The organism is Rhizobium sp. BK176, assembly GCF_024808055.1.
In genome coordinates, this window is record NZ_JANUBV010000002.1 from 255430 (window position 1) to 272039 (window position 16610).

The following is a 16610-nucleotide window of genomic DNA, read 5'->3' on the forward strand; positions in this document are numbered from 1 at the left end:
CAAGGTCGATTTCAAAGACCAGGTTGATTTTCAATTCGATAGCGAGTGCTATACGACGGCCCAACTGACAGTGTATTGTCAGGAGCATAGGCTGAAGGAGCCGAAAAATGCGCAAGGCCTCACGGCTTTTCGAGATCATCCAGATCCTGCGGCTGGCGAGCAAGCCGATGACGGCGGCCCGTATGGCGGAAACGCTCGAGGTGACGGTGCGCTCGATCTATCGCGACATCGCCGCCTTGCAGGCGATGCGCGTCCCTATCGAGGGCGGCCGCGGCATCGGCTACATCATGCGGCCGGGCTTCGACCTGCCGCCACTGATGTTCTCGGTCGAGGAAATGGAGGCGATCGTCTTGTCGCTGGCGTTGCTCGACCGGACCGGCGACGAGGAACTCAAGCGGGCGGCCAAGGGCGTCAACCAGAAGATAACAGGCGCCGTCCCGGCGCCGCTGCGTCAGGCGATGGAACGAAAGGCGCTTTACGCCTGGGGATCGGTGGCTCAATCCCCGGTCGGGCTCGATCTTGGTCTCGTTCGCCGCGCCATCCGCGACGAACAGAAGCTGCTGCTCGACTATCGCGACGAACTCGGCCGCGCGACCGAGCGCAGGATCCAGCCGATCGCCCTCATCTACTATTCGCAGACCGCAAACATCGTCGCGTGGTGCGAGCTGCGCCAGGCGATCCGCAATTTCCGCAGCGACCGCGTCGAGCATTGCGAGACCGCCGACGCATATTTCCGGGGCGACGGCGACCGGCTGCGACAACTCTGGACGAGTGGGTGGACGAACCCGCCGGTTGCCGCGGCGGGTTAAGTCAATCAGAGGTGCGTGCCGCCGGAGACTTCGATGCGCTGGCCGTTGACCCAGCGGTTGTCGTCGGAAAGCAGCGAGGCAATCATCGGGCCGATATCGTCCGGCACGCCGGCACGGCCGAGCGCCGTCGCATCGGCGACCATCTTGTTGTAGGTCGGATTGTCCCGCACCATGCCGCCGCTGAAGTCGGTTGCGATTGCGCCTGGTGCAACCGTATTGGCCGTGATGCCGCGCGGGCCGAGTTCCTTGGCGAGGTAACGGGTGAACACTTCGATCGCCCCCTTCATCGACGCATAGGCGGAGATACCCGGGACGGCGAAACGGGCAAGGCCGCTCGAGACGTTGATGATGCGTCCGCCATCGGCCATCAAGGGCAGCAGCTTCTGCGTCAGGAAGAAGACGCCCTTCAGATGCACGTTGACGAGTTCGTCGAATGCCTCTTCCGTCGTTTCGGCAATTGTTGCGTGATAGCTGCTGCCGGCATTGTTGACGAGGTAGTCGAACCGAGTTTTTCCAAGACCCTGCAAGGCATCTCTCACCTTGCCCGCAAAGGCCTCGAACTCGGCGACGCGACCGGTGTCCAGCTGCAGGGCGATGGCTTCGACGCCGAGTGATCTGATCTCCACCACAGCGGTCTCCGCTTCTGCCCGATTTGCACGATACGTGAAGAGGACGTTCACGCCGCGACGGGCAAGGTTGATTGCCGTATTGCGGCCGAGTCCACGGCTACCGCCGGTGACGACGGCTACCTTAGATGCTGAATTTGCTTGTGTTTCGTTGGGCATGGTCGCTTCCTTTGCTGGATTTTATGCCCTTACGGTACGCCCGTCGGTGCCCGAAGTTGAATGCCGAAACTCTCGAATTTCTTGCCTGATCCTCCAAGCAACTTGCAGACTAGGCGATACGGCGCTTATCTTGAGCTGGCGCCGAACGACGAGGAGACGCTGGCGATGCTCGATACCCTGAAGCAAGTCATCCAGACCTATATCGACCGAACGGCCGGCGACGCCGACGGGCGTTTTGAGACGCCTGTGCCGGCGCTCTCGGTGTCACGGGTTACCCAGCCTGTCATGCCGAACCACATGATCTACCGGCCGACGATCTGCATTGTCGTCCAGGGGGCAAAGGAAATCATGGTCGGCGACCGTGTCCTCAAGTATGGGGAGATGCAATCGCTGATCGTCACCTTCGAGGTGCCGGCCCTAGGGCAGATCACGAAGGCCAGCAAGGAGGAGCCGTATATCGGCCTCAACATCGATTTCGATGTGGCGATCCTGCGCCAAGTGATGGAGGCAATGGAACAGCCGCCACGACCGGCCAGCGATAGCGCGGCCGGTGTTTTCGTGCAGAATTTCGACGGCGTGCTGGCCGATTGCGTGCTGAGGCTTGTGCGCCTCGCCGACACGCCGAAGGCCATTCCGGTGCTCTATCCAGCGATCATGCGCGAAATCTGCTACTGGCTGCTGACAGGACCGAACGCGGCGGAGGTCAGCAAGCTGGCGCTACCCGGCAGTCATATCAGGCGCATGACCGACGCCATCCATCTGCTGCGCGAGAACTTTGCTACGCCCGTGCGGATCGAGCAGCTTGCGTCCGTCGCGCACATGAGCCCGTCTTCCTTCCACCAGCATTTCAAGCAGGTGACCGCCATGACGCCGTTGCAGTATCAGAAGAACATGCGGCTGCTGGAGGCACGGAGACTGATGGTGTCGGACGGTGCAAGCGTTGCGACGGCCGCCTATCAGGTTGGGTATGAAAGCGCCTCGCAGTTCAGCCGCGAATATTCCCGAATGTTCGGCACGCCGCCGAAGCGCGACGCGATGGAGCGGAAAGAGCTGCCAATGGTCACGGCTGCCTGAGCGGATGCCGACAGAGACGAGGCAAGGCACGCGGCCTCCTCTTCTTCCCCAGCCTGTCACGGCGTGTCGTCGATTCGAAATCCGACCTTCATCACGACCTGATAGTGCGCGACTGCGCCGTCCTTGATATGGCCTCGGATTTGATCGACTTCGAACCATTCGAGATTGCGCATCGTTTTCGAGGCTCGCGCGACCGCGGTCTCGATCGCCTCGGTGACAGACACCTTCGAACTCCCAATGAGTTCCACTTTCTTGTAGACGTGATCGCTCATCCTATCCTCCTCCAATTTTGCCTAGGCTGTGGGCTTTCCTGCTAGGGTTTCTGTCCGCTGGCATGACTAGGGACAATACGGGCCCGGCGGATTTGCAATAAAGTCGAGATCATAACGGGCGACGTCATCAGAACTCGTCTCAATAATACTCAGCTTTGCGAGAAGCCGCCGAACGTCGGCCTGCATGGCGATCATGTGCGGTGTCCGCCGATGGAACTCGTGCGCCTCGGCATCACGAAAGCCTTCGATCAAAACTACCACATCCTCGTCATCCTTATGCCGATGATACTCGAAAAATACGCAGCCCGGCTCGTTGAGCGTGGACGCGACATGGGGTTCCATGGCGAGGAGGAACTCCTCGCGCGTTCCCCGCCTGCAGGTCAGCCAACCCGTTATGAACTTCATCAGACACCTCGAATTGTCTGTTTCATCCCCGAGCGGTGCTGCTTCGCAGACCATCCGTTATCCTTGCTCATCGTCCTCGCGCCGGGGGATATCGAGTTCGATCATCACGGGAGCGTGGTCGCTCGTGTGTTCCCAGCTCCTCGGCTTCCTGCGCACGCTCGCCGATCTCAGCCATGGGGCGACCATCGGGCTGAGCAGGAAGTGGTCGATCCGAAGGCCGGCATCGCGTTCGAACGAGTTTCGCCAGTACTTCCAAAAGGTATAGATTCGCTCGTTCGGATGCAGATGTCTTATGGCGTCGGTCCAGCCCTGTGCGACGAGGTTGGCATAGGCCTTGCGGACTTCCGGCCGAAAGAGGGCGTCATCCCGCCATCGCTCCGGCTTGTAGACGTCAAGATCCGTCGGCATGACGTTGAAATCGCCGACCAGGAGGGTCGGAATGTCAAGCGCGTGCAGTTCGGCGGCATAGTCGTGGAGCCGTCGGAACCAGCGGAGCTTGTAGTCGAATTTCGGGCCGGGCGCGGGATTTCCGTTCGGAAGATAGAGGCATCCGATGAGAATACCCTCGATGGCGGCCTCGATGTAGCGGCTGTGCGTGTCGTCGGGATCGCCGGGAAGACCGCGCCGCGTCAGGATCGGCGTCGAGCCTTTTGAGAGGATCGCGACGCCGTTCCAACTCTTCTGTCCATGCCAGATCGCGCCGTAGCCCACCCGCTCGAGTGCGCCGCGTGGAAACCGGGCATCCTCCGTTTTCAGTTCCTGCAGGCACACGACGTCGGGCTTGTCCTCCTTCAGCCAGCGAAGAAGATTTTCCAGGCGCCCGTTCACGCCGTTGATGTTGTAGGTCGCGATCTTCAAGAGACGAAGCACGCTTGGATGGGTATCGATCGGAGGAAAATGGACGTCGCCTGATAAAGTTCAAGGAACCTCCGCGACGTTAGAGGCTTGAAAGAGCGATCGGATTCTCCCGTGGCGGCCGTCCGCCTGCCATTTACACCAATGTTACCGTAACGTGCTTCCAGCGAGCCGATTTTTGCGCAAAGCTGCTTCGTGGATTTGCAGATCAACGGTCTTGGATCAAAGCAATGGGGGCAGCCATGCAACTCACGAAACGTGAATTCACCAAAGGACTGATCCTGGCAACCGGCTTCGCGAGCCTCTATCCGGCGAAGGGCATTTCCGCTGACATCAGCGCGACCGAGGCACGCGCGATTGCCAAGGAAGCCTACATCTATGGCTTCCCGATGGTCGACAGCTACCGCATTCAATACGCCTATTTCGTCAACACCAAAGACCCTGAGTACAAAGGCCCCTGGAACCAGTTGGTCAACATCCCACGTGTCTATACGCCGGCCGACACGGCGGTGCAGACTCCGAACTCCGATACGCCGTATTCAATGCTCGGCCTGGATCTCCGAGCCGAACCGATGGTGCTGACAGTGCCGCCGATCGAGAAGGACAGGTACTTCAGTATCCAGCTGATCGACGCCTATACCTTCAACTTCGACTATATTGGCAGTCGCGCGACCGGCAACGACGGCGGGAGCTTTCTGATCGCCGGCCCGAGCTGGAAGGGCGAGACGCCAAAAGGCATCAAGAAGGTGATGCGGTCGGAGACCGAACTTGCGCTTGCGGCCTACCGGACGCAGCTCTTCAATCCGGCCGATCTGGACAACGTGAAGAAAATCCAGGCCGCCTACAAAGCGGAGCCCCTGTCCAAATTCCTCGGCCAGCCCGCCCCGGCCGCGGCGAGCGCGATCGATTTCGTCAAGCCTCTCACGCCAGACGAAGAGAAGACGTCACCCGAGTTTTTCAGCATTCTCAATTTCGTCCTGCAATTTTGCCCGACCAATCCATCCGAAACCGAACTGATGGCGCGCTTTGCCAAGATCGGCATCGGCGGAGGCAAGACCTTCGACGCGAACAAGCTGTCGCCTGAGATGAAGACTGCCTTCCAGCAGGGAACGGCCGACGCATGGGCGGAAATGGGGACAATGCGGAAACGCTTCGATACCGGCGAAGTGACCTCCGGCGACGTGTTCGGCACACGTGAATATCTGAAGAACAACTACCTCTACCGAATGACGGCTGCCGTCCTCGGTATCTACGGCAACTCGAAGCAGGAAGCGATATACCCGGCTTACGCCGTTGATTCCGACGGCAAGAAACTCGACGGCGCCAACAGGTACACGGTCCACTTCGCTCCCGGCACGCTGCCACCGGTGAACGCCTTTTGGTCCCTGACCATGTACGAACTCCCCCAGAGCCTGCTCGTCGCCAACTCGATTGACCGTTACCTGCTCAATTCACCGATGTTGCCGCAGTTCGTGAAGGACGCCGACGGCGGGCTGACGTTCTATGTTCAAAACGAATCGCCTGGGAAGGACAGGGAGCCCAACTGGCTTCCTGCACCGAAGGGGCCTTTCGTCGTTGCGATGCGGCTTTATTGGCCAAAGCCGGAAGCCCTCGACGGCACATGGAAGCATCCGCCGATGACAAAAGTTCAATGACGGTGGAATATAAGATTGTAATCGCAGGCGCGCATGTAGGGCACAGAGCGGCAGGCGTTGGACTGGCTATGTCTTAGTTAATAGCCGTGCTTCGTCGCGGGCGGTACAATCAATCATCGGTCGGCATTTAATGGCAACGGCCGCTTGGGAGTTTTGTGCTTCTGCCTGAGCGGAGCATCGAACCAAATGACCGTCCTATCAAACTTAATCTCCTTCACAGACGTCGACGTCGTATTCGAGGCACTCTCGGAATGGTGCCACCTGCACAAGAAAGATCCAATCAGCATCGAAGGTTGCCGGGCAGCCTCGATATTCTTCGATCTCTTCCAGGATGGCTACGACACAAAGGATCGTCTCCTGAGCGCGATTGATCGAAGCGATCCTGCTGAGCAGGTTGAGTAACTCTTCCCCTTGGATTGAAAAGCGGCGCGTGTCCGGCGGCCCCCGAAACTGTTGGGCATGTGGCGAACCCAATGGGCGGGTTGCCATACCGCACCTTGCCGTTTTTTCCCGGGCGCGCGGGCGCGTTCGGTGATACGGTGGCGACCCGAACGCCCTCGCCTGTAAATCCAAAAGTGGGAGGATCAGATGCCGACAATGTTCGTAAGGCATGAGGTTTCGGACTACGCTGCATGGCGCAAGGTCTACGACGCGTTTGCCGCCGTGCAGAAGGCAAACGGCGTTACCGCCGAGGCCGTTTACCAAGCCGCCGACAATCCCAACGACGTGACCGTCACCCATGAGTTTGCCACGGTCGAGGCCGCGCAGGCCTTCGGCAAGCTGGAAGAGTTAAGGGCGGCGATGCGCACTGGCGGCGTTCTGGGCGCGCCAACGGTTTGGCTCACCAACAAGGCGTGAACCCACCCGGATTAATCGATCCGCCGACAGGCTCAGACGCTCAAGTACCGCCTAGTGGTGCTTGAAGTACTGTACCTCGCGCTCGTGTTTCTCGGCCGCTTCGCGTGATTTGAACGTGCCGAGGTTTTTGCGCTTGTGGGTCTTGGGGTCGACCTTGCGCGAGTAAAGACGATATTCGCCGGACTTTAGTTTTCGAATCATGATGGCCTCCTATGAGCTTGATAATCCTCATGGGAGCATGTCGGTTCCACGCGGGGTGGCGGCGCGCAGAGATGACACCCCTAGCGACGGAGCTTCAGCGTCCGGCTGTCCTCTCGTCCGAAACCACGAACCTCGATATGGTCCGCCCGGATTTCGACGATGGCGAAGGTATTCTGGCTCTCGGTATCAACCATGCCCTTGAAATTCAGGAAATGGCATCCGTCGAGCGTGCCGGAATTGCCCGCGTGGTTATGTCCACTGAAATAGGCGGCCACATGGCCGTGCGCAGCCAGTAGCGCGATCATCCGTTCGCGGTCCCAGCCGTCATGCTCGTTCGGCGGATAGACTGGGTAGTGGTTCATGACGATGACGCGCTCGCCCGCGGCACCGGCGTCCTCGATCTGGCCGGAAAGCCAGGCGAACTGCTCGTCACCAGGCATGGCGTTCCAGTCCTGTGCGTTGGCGGCGCCGGTGGCCCGGAGTTCGGCCAGCCGGCGAGCGGCAACCTCCCGATCGGCATGCCCCTCCGGCGGCGCAAAGGTGCTGACCTCGTTGCCATTCAATGCAATGAACCGCCAGCCCTGCCTGACGAAGCTGTAATAGGATGACGCCAGACCGACGCGGCTGGCGACATCGGCCAACCGGTCGGCGGCTACCGCAAAATCATGATTGCCAAGCAGAAAGTAGTTTTCGTGCTTCAGCCTGTCGTAGACCGGCAAGATGTCGTCGAAGCTCTCGAAATCCCGGTCGATGATGTCGCCGAGTGTGATGACGAAGCTCAGCTCTTCGCCATTGAAGACTTCGATCGCCTCCGACAGCTTGGCGAGGCTATTTGCATAATGGCGGTCCATCCCGACATGCGGCTCCCTCGCCGCATATTGGGGATCTGCGACGACGCCGAAGCGGAGAACGGGAAAATCGGAAAAGGACGTCATGACAGCGATTTAGGCGCGCCGCATGACACGCCTGTGACGGTCTCGAAACGAAAACACCCGGCGTTTCGAGGCGCCGGGTGCTGACATCTGTTCTGTCGAACCGCTTACTTGGCAGCGGCTTCGTAGCGCTCCAGGACGTAGTCCCAGTTGATCAGGCTGTCGACGAAGGCTTCGAGGTACTTCGGACGCGCGTTGCGGTAGTCGATGTAGTAGGAGTGTTCCCACACGTCGACACCGAGGATCGGGGTTGCGCCGTGCACGAGCGGGTTTTCGCCGTTCGGGGTCTTGGAGATTTCGAGCTTGCCGTTCTTGACGGAAACCCAAGCCCAGCCGGAGCCGAACTGCGTCGTGCCGGCCGCAATGAAGTCGGCCTTGAACTTGTCGTAGCCGCCGAGATCGGAATTGACCGCAGCTTCGAGCTTGCTCGGCAGCTTGTTGCCGCCGCCGCCCTTCTTCATCCACTTCCAGAAGTGGACGTGGTTGTAGTGCTGGGCAGCATTGTTGAAGAGGCCGGCATTGGTGCCGAACGACTTCTTCACGACGTCTTCGAGGGAGAGATCGGAAAGGCCTGCCTCTGCCGCAAGCTTGTTGCCGTTGTCGACATAAGCCTTGTGGTGCTTGTCGTGATGGAATTCCAGGGTTTCCTTCGACATGAAGGGCTGAAGCGCTTCATAGTCATAGGGAAGTTCGGGCAATTCGAAAGCCATTGCGGGTCTCCTTTGGCAATAGTTTGCGTAATCGGCAGGTGAGGCGGAACATAGGAGCGCAAGCATGGAGAGGCAACCGGCGAAATATCAAAAAAGACGGACGGAGAGGAAAAATTGCCTTCGCCAAGCACTTGGCTTTGCAGCCCTAAATCGCTGATCATGGGCGCGTTTCGCAACAGCAGGAAGACGGGGCTCTTCAGATGCAGAGGAATAAAATCCGCTTTTGCATGTTTGCCATCGCAATCGCTGCGGCGGGGACCGCCCGCGCCTCCCCAGGCGACGCCTGGCAGCAGTTCGCGACCGAGGTTGAAGGAAAGTGCAAACAGGCGGCGCGAGCCTCGATCGAGTTTCCGCATGCCGTCGTCGACCCGTTCGGCAGCGAGCACTACGGCATCGCGCTGGTGACCGGCAAGCCGAAGGGTGCGAATGGCTTCGTCAGCTATTTCTGTGTCTATGACAAGCAGACGAAAGAGGTCGAGTTGGGCAGCGAAATTGAGACGGACGAGATGCGGATTCTACCCGACGAATAAGGTCGTCTGCCGTTGTTGCACAAACATCACAGGTACGCCCGTCAAACCTGTTGATTGTCATGTTGCGTATTTTGACACCGACACATAGCCGTTTCTAGATGCACGCGGAGCATGCGTTTACGGACTCACGGCAATTTTCGATCGGTCGCTTAATTAGCTGAAATCCATATTTCGCCGGCGTTTTTGGCAAGTACTTTTGGGGCACAAGTCATGGTCATGAACTTTTTTCGTCGCGCAGAAGACGGCGGCAAATCGCTGTCGACGACAGGATACCGACCCGCATCAATTACCGATGAGCGCCCGGCCGATGAGCCGCTGCGTTACGCCATTCCCGACGTCAACGACTTTGCAGCCTTCGGCTCGGCGCTGGAAGAAAACCAGCGGACGTCGGAGGATCTCATGTCGAGCCTCGCATCACTGCAGGAACGCGTTTCCTCGCTGCTCGGCACCCACAGCCAGTCGCTGAACGAAACCGGCGCGCTCCGCGCCGAATGCGCGCGAATCAGCTCGCTTCTCGACTACGAAAGCAACGCGCGCCAGAAGGCCGACCAGGACAACCTTCGCCTCGGCGCCGAAAACAAGGATTTTCGTGCCGACAACACGCAGCTTCGCTCTGAGATCGAGGCGTTTCGTGACGAGCTGACGAAGCTGCAGGGCGTGCATCAGGTCGCTCGCGAAGAATTCACGATCATCGAAAATCGGCTGCTTGACGCCGAGCGAGAGCTGACGGATCGCGCCATCCAGTTCGACGAAGCCTCGACGCTGCTGAAGCGCGCCCAGACCGAGCTCGACCAGCGCAGCCGCGAACTCTCGGCCACCCGTGAGAAGCTCGACAACGAAGCGACGGCACACCAGCTGCTGATCGAAACGTCACGTCGCGAAAACGGCGTCCAGACCCGCGAAATGGCCCGGCTCAACGAGGAACGCAGCCATCTGAAGTCCAGCCTCATCGAACAAGAAGCCCAGGTGCGCAACCTGCAGATGACGGTTGCCAATCTGAAGCAGGACCTTTCGCTCGTCGAGGAGCGCCACAAGAGGCTCGAGGTCGAGCATGAGACGCTGCAGGCGTCCTCGGCGCTGGAGATCGCGCACCTGACGACGAAGCATGAGGCGATCGGTTCCAAGGCCGAACTCGTGGAAAAGCTTCTCATCACCGCGAACGGCCGCAACAAGATGACCGACGAGGAGCTGCAGGCGGCACGCGCCGATCTGAAGCGCGTCAAATCGGAACTCGCCACGTCCCTCTCCCGCTCCGAGCGACTTGCCGAAGAACTGCAGCGCGCCCGCACGACCGGCGCTGAAAGCGAGGCCGCCCGCCGCGAACTCGCGACGCAGGCAAATGAGCTGACCCTGAAGTTGCGTGAAGCCGAAAGCCTGCGCGTGCGCCGCGACCGGGATGCCGACGCACTGCGCCGCGACATCGACACACGCATGGATTCTGATCGCTACGAAATCGGCCAGCTGCGCACCAGCCTTGAGATCGCCAAGTCGGAGATCCGGCAGCTGCGCGCGGAGCGCGCCATTCTGACCGGCCAGCTCGAGGTCGCGCGCAGCGAACGGGCTGGTGGTCTTGTCCCCGCCGCCCCTCTTGATGAACACGACGACGTCCGCATGCCGGCGGCAAGCTTCACGCCAATGATCGACATCTCCGAGAAGTCACTGCGCGCACCGTCGACCGATGGCACGCCCGCCGAATGAGGCTTGACGGCGTCGGGCCACGGCCTGATGCCAAGTCTTGCTTTTGCCTGTATTGTATTGGTTTCTTAAGGAGCTAAGGCGGATCGCGTGAACAAAGACTTGCGCGACCTGCCTTAGGTCTTTGTTCTTATGCATGTCCTCGCCTCGAAGCGGCTCGCTTTCGGCAGGCATGCATTGGCCAGGAGGAGACCATGGCGCTCGGCACGTCGCATCGCTTGCAGGATGGCATCGAAGCCGTCGAGAGCATGACCCGCTTCGCGTTCGCGATCCTGGCGCTTGCCTCCGGCGTTTACACCTACCTCGGGGTCCGAAGCATCCTCGACGGATCGGCAACGGCTGTCTTCTTCGCGGCGCTTATCTATTCCAGCGCCGTTTCGGTGGCGATCTATGCCTTCTGGACCTACATGGCCCGCTTCTATCCGCACGTAACCAGCGCAGGCGGCCGCGCAGCGATGCTCGGCGTCATGGCGCTCGGCTGCGCGATGATCATCGCCATGTCGAGCTGGCTGAACGCGGCCGCGCTGGCGGGCTCCGCAGCACTCGAACAGCATCTCGCCGAAACGCTGGAAGACTACACGGCCGACCTCGACCAGGCGCACCAGAACGCGCTTGCCGCCCAGAGCCTGCTGCCCGACATCCAGCGTACGCAGGAACGGTTTCAGCGGCTAGCCGATCAGGAGCGAGAAACCGGCGCACTGACGGGAACGACGGGCGCCGGCAGCGTCGTGCAGCTTCTGTCACAAATGGCCTCGCAGCTGACCGAACTGGAAAACGGAATCAACGCCTCGCGCGAGCGGGTGACGACGCTGTTTGACGAGGGTCGCAAGCATCTCGAAACAATGCGGACGCTGGTGTCGGCGCCGGGTGCGATCAACCCACGTGCCGACCAGTTCGCGGCCGAAGTCGTCGGGCTTTCTGGCGTCATCACCTCGCTGGAGCAAACCTCGATCGCACCGTCGGTCAAGCGCGCGGCGGAAGACCTGTCGCTCGGCTTCATCGCGCCGGTTGCGGATGGGCGCGAGGCGGATCTCGCGACACGCCAGGACCAAGTGATGGAGACGATCCGATCCTCCGTTGCGGCGCAATCCAAGGTGCTCTCGCAGGCGGCCGATCAGATCCTCGAACGCAAGCCGGTGGCTGAACGGCGGTTTGTGCCGCTCTCCTCGGCGGAGGCCGTGCTGCGCTATGCCGGCGATTTCATTCCGAGTTGGGCCGGCGCCATATCGATCGACATCCTGCCGGCGGTGCTGATCTTCATGCTGTCGATCGTCCATTCGACGCTGCGCCGCCAGGAACAGCGCCTGCCCTTCGCCGAGCGGATCACCGCCGCCGAGCTTCTGCAGGCGCTGGAAGTGCAGCGTGAAATCCAGCGCCACGGGGTTAACATCGAGACCGCCGTTGACGCGGCGGAGCGCACCGAAACGGCGGACCAATCAAACGTCGCGAACTTCGACCTGTCGGGCAAGGGACCGCGCAAGGGACCGCCCGCATGAGACTGGAAACGGCGGGGCAGAAGTTGAAGAACTACGTGCTCTCCGCCGATGACGGCAGGCTGATGCGGCATGCCTTCCACGCGCTGCTGACGATGGCCGCAATCTTCGTGGTCATCGACTGGCATGAAATCAGCGCCGGCAACACCGACACGCCAGCCTTCGATCCGGCGATGCCGGGCGCCCTCCCCATGCTTCCGCCGGCTCTCACCGAGGGCAAGCCACAAAGCGCACCGGCCGAGATCACCACAGACCCCGAGCTCCTCAAGAAGGCGATCCGCTTCGAACTGCAACCTGACGGCGTGCTGCTCGCGCAAGGCACGATCGAACCGGGCGCGGCCGCGCGTTTCGAGGCTGAGATCAAAGCTCGTGGCGAGTATGTCAGAACAATTTCGCTCGACTCACCGGGCGGGTCGATCGGCGACGCGATCGCCATCTCCACGGTTATCCGCGAACGCAAGATCGCAACCAGCGTTGCTGGCGGCGCACTTTGCGTCTCCTCCTGCCCGATCGTCATGGCGGGCGGCGTCGTGCGAATGGCGGAGAAGGACTCCGTCATCGGCGTGCATCAGATTTTCAATGGCACCAGCGAAAAGCTGTCGCCGGAACGTGCCATGTCGGAAGCGCAGCGCACCACCGCTGACGTCACCCGTCATCTCGACGAGATGGGCATCAAGCCCGGCCTCTGGATTCACGCGATGGAAACGCCGCCCGACCAGCTCTACTATCTCTCGCCCGACGAGATGAAGGACTTCGCGCTGGTTACGCCGACTGCCCCGGTAGCTAAGAAGACGAAATAGTGGCAAGTTCGGAAAGCTGCGCGGAGCTGCCGGCAAGTCAGCAGGGGCTGAGAGAATTGCTGGTTAAAGCTCGCAGCACGGCTTGACTGACGTTGGTAGCTTAGGGTTGCGTCGCCGCTTGAGCGGGACACACGCCGCAATTCCTCTCGAGCTTCTCCAGGGCGCCGGCACCGGCCCATCCTTCAAAGCGATATTCGATAACGCGTTGCTTGATGAGGCAGCAGTCGGCGCGACCGGTCAAGGCCGGCTCAAGTGGATCATCGGTCCAAAACCTTTCTGCAGGCTTCCAGTAGCCTAGAACATCGAGCAGCGACACGCCGAAATAATATTCGTCCGCATAAGAGTCCCCGTAGCCGGGGTCATGCCGATAGCTGCCGTCTGCGTTCAGAGTGTTCTCGAGCGACCAGCGCAACATCTGGCGAATTTCCTCGCGGGCCATCCCGCGCTCTTCCTCGCTCATGTGCGGCCAGCCGAACTTGAAGATCGAAGCCACATCATAGAGGTTGTGGTTGGTAAACTTCCCGCCGCTGCGCCACCCGAAAGGATATGGATCGTCTTTGATGGCAAGCGTCGTCTTGATGATCTGCGGCCAATGCTCCACGTCGCCCTTGCTGTAGCGCACGACATGAAATGTCATGCTGAGATCGGCGGTCTTGCGTATCTTGCCATCGATCACGTACCAGGCGCCCCAATAGCCCGTTTCGGTATCCTGTGCGCCGTGGATGAAAAACCAGGCAGCTTCGCGCAGTTCATCCCAGGCGATGCTCTCGTCGAGTGCTACGTAGCCGGTAAGAATATCCTGCAGATCACGTTTGTAGGCTGCCGTTGAATAACTGGTCATCACGCTGCTTAGTTCGCCACGGTTGTCGACACCCGTGTTTTCGATGTCCGAGATGAGCAGGCTCTGCAGATAATTGATGAGTTCCCGGCCGGTGCGGAGCCTCGGGCGCAGACGGTAGTGGGGCGGCTCCCCTTGGCTTGTAAGAAGGCCGATCGCCGCCGCTGTCGCCCCCAGTCGCATGAACCATTGCTCGTAGCAAAGCCCCCAGAAGCCATCGACCGCCGATTGCTCGCTGGCAAACTTCTGATCCTTATCCTTCAGGCTCCGCTCTATGCGATCCAGCTTGTCCTCCAGCGCCTTCCAGTTTGCCGTGTAGCCAAGCAGCCATTTTGCCTCGAGATAGAGCTGTTCCGAGCATTGCAGCGTATTGCCGGCGGCTTGTTCGGCGGCGATCCCGGCGGCGAGCGCCTCGAGACGCTCCGTGTATTGCTGACGACGCTCTCGATAGTTGGGGTCGAACGCCTCGAACTCGCGCACAATGACGTCCCGCATGTCGGTCTGGCCCGCGAGCGCGGCTGACGGGGAGCCACCGAATACGACGAGTCCCGCGAGCGCCAGCCGAAGACCTGCGGCAATGCGGTGACTGAATAGCGTGTCCACCATGGTCTTTTCCACATCCACCAAGACTGGTTGGTCTTCGAGACGGTCACATATGCAGGGCGTCAATCAGCTTTGCGTCTTTGTGGGCCTCGCAGGCGTTGTTGATTGCCACGAGCAGATTGCCCTGGCTGAGTTTGCCCAGCTTGGGATCGTTCTTTAGCGCCTGGCGCACCGTGGAACCAATCTCGACCATGCCGTCGTGGCTGGCTGCATTATAATCCTTGCAGGTCACCGTGGTCGGATCGATCGCGACGGCGCCAAGCGTTGGCAAAGCGGCGGTGGCGAAGACCAACGAAAGTGGAAGGCGGCTAACCATCGATCTTCCTCCCTCGGTTAACTTGCTCCGCAACAACACGCGGCCAAGACAGTCTAGCAGAAATTGAAAACCCAATCGCGCATGATGTCCGCTTTCGCTGCTATCGCTGCGACCGCCACGGTTGTACAGTTCGCCGGGATAAGCGAGTGTCGTGCGTCGGAGCACGCTCTGTAAAGGGAGGATGCCTTGCCTAGATCGTTGTTCCTGTCGCTAGCGCTGGCTGTCGGCCTCTGCGTCCCAACAATATCCGTGCCGACCGAAGCAAGTGCACAGACCAATATAACCATCAACATCGGCACCAATCTCAATAGAGGCCGGGGAATTACCTGCAGTGAGGGCGAGAGGCTGCTCCGCAACCGCGGTTTTAGGGATGTCAGGAGGATCGACTGCCGCAGTCGTTTCTTCGTCTATCGTGCCTGGAGAGGCGGTAGCCGCTTCGAGATTGCCGTGCGGCAACACGATGGGCGCGTTGTCGATATGCGACGCATCAGTGGAAGGCGATAAGCCCCCAAAGCGGGCATCGGCTCTGTCATAACGGTCATGCCCCCGAACGGACTGGCGAGAATGCCAGCCTATGCGACAAGACGTGCGGCAATCAATCCGAGCAGCGCCACCAAGACCAGCCCGGTGGCTACGAGGACCTCACGAAATTGCGGACCTACCTGTCGCCTCTGATAGCGTCCGGCAATGATGTCGCGCTCTTTAGTAAGATAATGGATTCCGTATCGACCGAACATTCCTGTCTCCATCAGACACATCAATGGAATGAGCGTCGCATGGTCCGGCGTATGAAATCGATACGGTGACGAGCCGCCAAAAATAAGTGTCGCATAAGCGTCGCGTTCAGAAGCAGCGCCACTATGAGATTTTGATTTCCGCGCGCTCGCGTTCGTCTGGAACCCTAACACGCCTGCAGCCATCTTCTTGCCACAGCCGATTTTTGAGAATTGGAGCACGAAGATGTATTTCGAACTCAAGGACGCTACCGCCGACATCCTCGCCAAGAGCCGGCGCCGCGAGGACCCCTGCGATCTTCCATTGAACCTGATTGCCTCGGAAAAAGAGGCCTACGACATCCAGGCGATCGCGCAGGACGCCCTGGGCTTCGCACGAAGGGGCTATGCGCTTATCGGGACAAGCGACGAGTCGTTGCGGACATTGGGTTTGACCAAGCCAGTCTATTCCGAGATTCCCGCCTTTTCGTTGCTTGAGGGCGTCAAGGAGTTCAGACTTCCGCCGGAGACGATCGGCGTCCAATGCGAGTTCGTGTTCACGATGCGCCGGTCCTATCCGGAGGATGGCGAGCCTATCGACACCAAGACTGCCAGCGACGCCATCCTGGGCTGCCGGCCGGCCATTGGGATCGTCGGCCGCCGGACTCGCCGGACATTCGTCGGCGACCATGCGGCGATTGCCGACTTCGGCCTACATGTTGCAACGATCTGCGGCGACCCGGTTCCGCGCATCTGGCCTGGCGAAGTCGCCAAGATCGAGGTGACGACCTTTCTGTTCAAGCAAACCGTTTTTTCGGGAAGGGCGACGTCGGTCATGGGTGATCCACTGAACGCCGTCGCCTGGCTTGCGGCAGAGCTTGCGGCAAAGGGCCGACGGCTCGAGCCGAACGACATCGTCGCGACTGGCTCATGCACGAAAATTCTCCAGGTCTGGGCGGGCCAGCACCTGGCAGCCGACTTCGGTCCACTTGGCCAAATCGAGTGCGTCTTCACCTGATACGGGCTTTGGGCGGCCCATTCGAAAACGGTGCCTCTGCATGCTAAG

Annotated in this window: 20 protein-coding genes; 10 read left to right on the forward strand and 10 right to left on the reverse strand. The window is 60.1% G+C overall.

Going from position 1 to position 16610, the window contains the following annotated elements:
- Window positions 1-107: 107 nt before the first annotated feature.
- Window positions 108-809 carry a YafY family protein gene (locus FHT76_RS10565; RefSeq protein WP_183859708.1) on the forward strand — a complete coding sequence of 234 codons (702 nt, stop codon included), beginning with the start codon at window positions 108-110 and terminating at the stop codon, window positions 807-809.
- Between the two features lie 5 nt (window positions 810-814).
- Here the strand turns inward: FHT76_RS10565 and FHT76_RS10570 are convergent, their stop codons facing one another.
- Window positions 815-1594 (reverse strand): SDR family NAD(P)-dependent oxidoreductase, encoded by a 780-nt coding sequence (locus FHT76_RS10570; protein ID WP_259126742.1) that lies wholly within the window; start codon window positions 1592-1594, stop codon window positions 815-817.
- Window positions 1595-1759: 165 nt separating this feature from the next.
- On the opposite strand from FHT76_RS10570, the gene FHT76_RS10575 reads away from it, so the two are divergent.
- On the forward strand, window positions 1760-2668 hold the full coding sequence (locus tag FHT76_RS10575) for an AraC family transcriptional regulator (protein WP_183859710.1): 909 nt from the start codon (window positions 1760-1762) through the stop codon (window positions 2666-2668).
- 56 nt (window positions 2669-2724) lie between these two features.
- Here the strand turns inward: FHT76_RS10575 and FHT76_RS10580 are convergent, their stop codons facing one another.
- From FHT76_RS10580 to xth, 3 genes are all read right to left on the reverse strand, one after another.
- Complete coding sequence (locus FHT76_RS10580) at window positions 2725-2940, reverse strand: dodecin (RefSeq protein ID WP_016553212.1); 216 nt, start codon at window positions 2938-2940, stop codon at window positions 2725-2727.
- 66 nt (window positions 2941-3006) lie between these two features.
- A complete protein-coding gene (locus FHT76_RS10585; protein ID WP_183859712.1) occupies window positions 3007-3345 on the reverse strand; it encodes a putative quinol monooxygenase in 339 nt (112 codons plus the stop codon).
- 57 nt (window positions 3346-3402) lie between these two features.
- Window positions 3403-4203: an exodeoxyribonuclease III gene (xth, locus tag FHT76_RS10590; protein ID WP_183860729.1), complete on the reverse strand. Its 801-nt coding sequence runs from the start codon at window positions 4201-4203 to the stop codon at window positions 3403-3405.
- A 227-nt stretch (window positions 4204-4430) separates the two neighbouring features.
- On the opposite strand from xth, the gene FHT76_RS10595 reads away from it, so the two are divergent.
- From FHT76_RS10595 to FHT76_RS10605, 3 genes are all read left to right on the forward strand, one after another.
- Window positions 4431-5855: a DUF1254 domain-containing protein gene (locus tag FHT76_RS10595; protein ID WP_310503126.1), complete on the forward strand. Its 1425-nt coding sequence runs from the start codon at window positions 4431-4433 to the stop codon at window positions 5853-5855.
- Window positions 5856-6041: 186 nt separating this feature from the next.
- Window positions 6042-6257, forward strand: a complete 216-nt coding sequence (locus tag FHT76_RS10600) for a hypothetical protein (RefSeq protein WP_183859716.1) — start codon at window positions 6042-6044, stop codon at window positions 6255-6257.
- A 186-nt stretch (window positions 6258-6443) separates the two neighbouring features.
- The gene (locus tag FHT76_RS10605; protein WP_183751961.1) at window positions 6444-6713 is read left to right on the forward strand and encodes a cyclase; all 270 of its coding nucleotides are present in this window, start codon (window positions 6444-6446) and stop codon (window positions 6711-6713) included.
- Window positions 6714-6764: 51 nt separating this feature from the next.
- Here the strand turns inward: FHT76_RS10605 and FHT76_RS10610 are convergent, their stop codons facing one another.
- The 3 genes from FHT76_RS10610 to FHT76_RS10620 form a co-directional block, all read right to left on the reverse strand.
- Window positions 6765-6914, reverse strand: a complete 150-nt coding sequence (locus FHT76_RS10610; RefSeq protein ID WP_016553206.1) for a hypothetical protein — start codon at window positions 6912-6914, stop codon at window positions 6765-6767.
- An 80-nt stretch (window positions 6915-6994) separates the two neighbouring features.
- The gene (locus tag FHT76_RS10615; protein WP_183859718.1) at window positions 6995-7849 is read right to left on the reverse strand and encodes a metallophosphoesterase; all 855 of its coding nucleotides are present in this window, start codon (window positions 7847-7849) and stop codon (window positions 6995-6997) included.
- 104 nt (window positions 7850-7953) lie between these two features.
- Entirely contained in the window at window positions 7954-8556 is a 603-nt protein-coding gene (locus FHT76_RS10620) for a superoxide dismutase (RefSeq protein WP_016553204.1), read from the reverse strand.
- Between the two features lie 200 nt (window positions 8557-8756).
- Between FHT76_RS10620 and FHT76_RS10625 the strand changes: the two genes are divergently transcribed.
- The 4 genes from FHT76_RS10625 (at window position 8757) to FHT76_RS10640 (ending at window position 13074) form a co-directional block, all read left to right on the forward strand.
- A complete protein-coding gene (locus FHT76_RS10625; protein ID WP_183859720.1) occupies window positions 8757-9086 on the forward strand; it encodes a hypothetical protein in 330 nt (109 codons plus the stop codon).
- A 210-nt stretch (window positions 9087-9296) separates the two neighbouring features.
- A complete protein-coding gene (locus tag FHT76_RS10630; protein ID WP_259126736.1) occupies window positions 9297-10784 on the forward strand; it encodes a hypothetical protein in 1488 nt (495 codons plus the stop codon).
- Window positions 10785-10975: 191 nt separating this feature from the next.
- Window positions 10976-12277, forward strand: a complete 1302-nt coding sequence (locus FHT76_RS10635) for a hypothetical protein (protein ID WP_183859724.1) — start codon at window positions 10976-10978, stop codon at window positions 12275-12277.
- The gene (locus FHT76_RS10640) at window positions 12274-13074 is read left to right on the forward strand and encodes an ATP-dependent Clp protease proteolytic subunit (protein WP_183859726.1); all 801 of its coding nucleotides are present in this window, start codon (window positions 12274-12276) and stop codon (window positions 13072-13074) included. Before FHT76_RS10635 ends, FHT76_RS10640 begins: the two co-directional genes overlap by 4 nt.
- 100 nt (window positions 13075-13174) lie before the next feature.
- On the opposite strand, the gene FHT76_RS10645 is transcribed toward FHT76_RS10640, so the two are convergent.
- The 3 genes from FHT76_RS10645 to FHT76_RS10655 all read right to left on the reverse strand — a co-directional run bounded on the left by FHT76_RS10645 (window position 13175) and on the right by FHT76_RS10655 (window position 15808).
- Entirely contained in the window at window positions 13175-14518 is a 1344-nt protein-coding gene (locus tag FHT76_RS10645; RefSeq protein ID WP_183859728.1) for a hypothetical protein, read from the reverse strand.
- Between the two features lie 43 nt (window positions 14519-14561).
- Window positions 14562-14831, reverse strand: coding sequence for a hypothetical protein (locus tag FHT76_RS10650; RefSeq protein WP_183751975.1), 270 nt, complete (start codon window positions 14829-14831; stop codon window positions 14562-14564).
- Window positions 14832-15403: 572 nt separating this feature from the next.
- Window positions 15404-15808 carry a hypothetical protein gene (locus tag FHT76_RS10655; protein ID WP_183859730.1) on the reverse strand — a complete coding sequence of 135 codons (405 nt, stop codon included), beginning with the start codon at window positions 15806-15808 and terminating at the stop codon, window positions 15404-15406.
- Here FHT76_RS10655 and FHT76_RS10660 point away from each other — a divergent pair.
- A complete protein-coding gene (locus tag FHT76_RS10660; RefSeq protein WP_183859732.1) occupies window positions 15792-16562 on the forward strand; it encodes a 2-keto-4-pentenoate hydratase in 771 nt (256 codons plus the stop codon). The two genes, FHT76_RS10655 and FHT76_RS10660, sit on opposite strands and share 17 nt — an antisense overlap.
- Window positions 16563-16610: the final 48 nt, after the last annotated feature.

Excerpts from the sequence above, each read along its gene's own strand:
- FHT76_RS10565 (WP_183859708.1), top strand. The coding sequence starts at position 108 with ATGCGCAAGGCCTCACGGCTTTTCGAGATCATCCAGATCCTGCGGCTG.
- FHT76_RS10570 (WP_259126742.1), bottom strand. The coding sequence starts at position 1,594 with ATGCCCAACGAAACACAAGCAAATTCAGCATCTAAGGTAGCCGTCGTC.
- FHT76_RS10575 (WP_183859710.1), top strand. The coding sequence starts at position 1,760 with ATGCTCGATACCCTGAAGCAAGTCATCCAGACCTATATCGACCGAACG.
- FHT76_RS10580 (WP_016553212.1), bottom strand. The coding sequence starts at position 2,940 with ATGAGCGATCACGTCTACAAGAAAGTGGAACTCATTGGGAGTTCGAAG.
- FHT76_RS10585 (WP_183859712.1), bottom strand. The coding sequence starts at position 3,345 with ATGAAGTTCATAACGGGTTGGCTGACCTGCAGGCGGGGAACGCGCGAG.
- FHT76_RS10595 (WP_310503126.1), top strand. The coding sequence starts at position 4,431 with ATGGGGGCAGCCATGCAACTCACGAAACGTGAATTCACCAAAGGACTG.
- FHT76_RS10600 (WP_183859716.1), top strand. The coding sequence starts at position 6,042 with ATGACCGTCCTATCAAACTTAATCTCCTTCACAGACGTCGACGTCGTA.
- FHT76_RS10605 (WP_183751961.1), top strand. The coding sequence starts at position 6,444 with ATGCCGACAATGTTCGTAAGGCATGAGGTTTCGGACTACGCTGCATGG.
- FHT76_RS10610 (WP_016553206.1), bottom strand. The coding sequence starts at position 6,914 with ATGATTCGAAAACTAAAGTCCGGCGAATATCGTCTTTACTCGCGCAAG.
- FHT76_RS10615 (WP_183859718.1), bottom strand. The coding sequence starts at position 7,849 with ATGACGTCCTTTTCCGATTTTCCCGTTCTCCGCTTCGGCGTCGTCGCA.
- FHT76_RS10620 (WP_016553204.1), bottom strand. The coding sequence starts at position 8,556 with ATGGCTTTCGAATTGCCCGAACTTCCCTATGACTATGAAGCGCTTCAG.
- FHT76_RS10625 (WP_183859720.1), top strand. The coding sequence starts at position 8,757 with ATGCAGAGGAATAAAATCCGCTTTTGCATGTTTGCCATCGCAATCGCT.
- FHT76_RS10630 (WP_259126736.1), top strand. The coding sequence starts at position 9,297 with ATGGTCATGAACTTTTTTCGTCGCGCAGAAGACGGCGGCAAATCGCTG.
- FHT76_RS10635 (WP_183859724.1), top strand. The coding sequence starts at position 10,976 with ATGGCGCTCGGCACGTCGCATCGCTTGCAGGATGGCATCGAAGCCGTC.
- FHT76_RS10640 (WP_183859726.1), top strand. The coding sequence starts at position 12,274 with ATGAGACTGGAAACGGCGGGGCAGAAGTTGAAGAACTACGTGCTCTCC.
- FHT76_RS10645 (WP_183859728.1), bottom strand. The coding sequence starts at position 14,518 with ATGGTGGACACGCTATTCAGTCACCGCATTGCCGCAGGTCTTCGGCTG.
- FHT76_RS10650 (WP_183751975.1), bottom strand. The coding sequence starts at position 14,831 with ATGGTTAGCCGCCTTCCACTTTCGTTGGTCTTCGCCACCGCCGCTTTG.
- FHT76_RS10660 (WP_183859732.1), top strand. The coding sequence starts at position 15,792 with ATGTATTTCGAACTCAAGGACGCTACCGCCGACATCCTCGCCAAGAGC.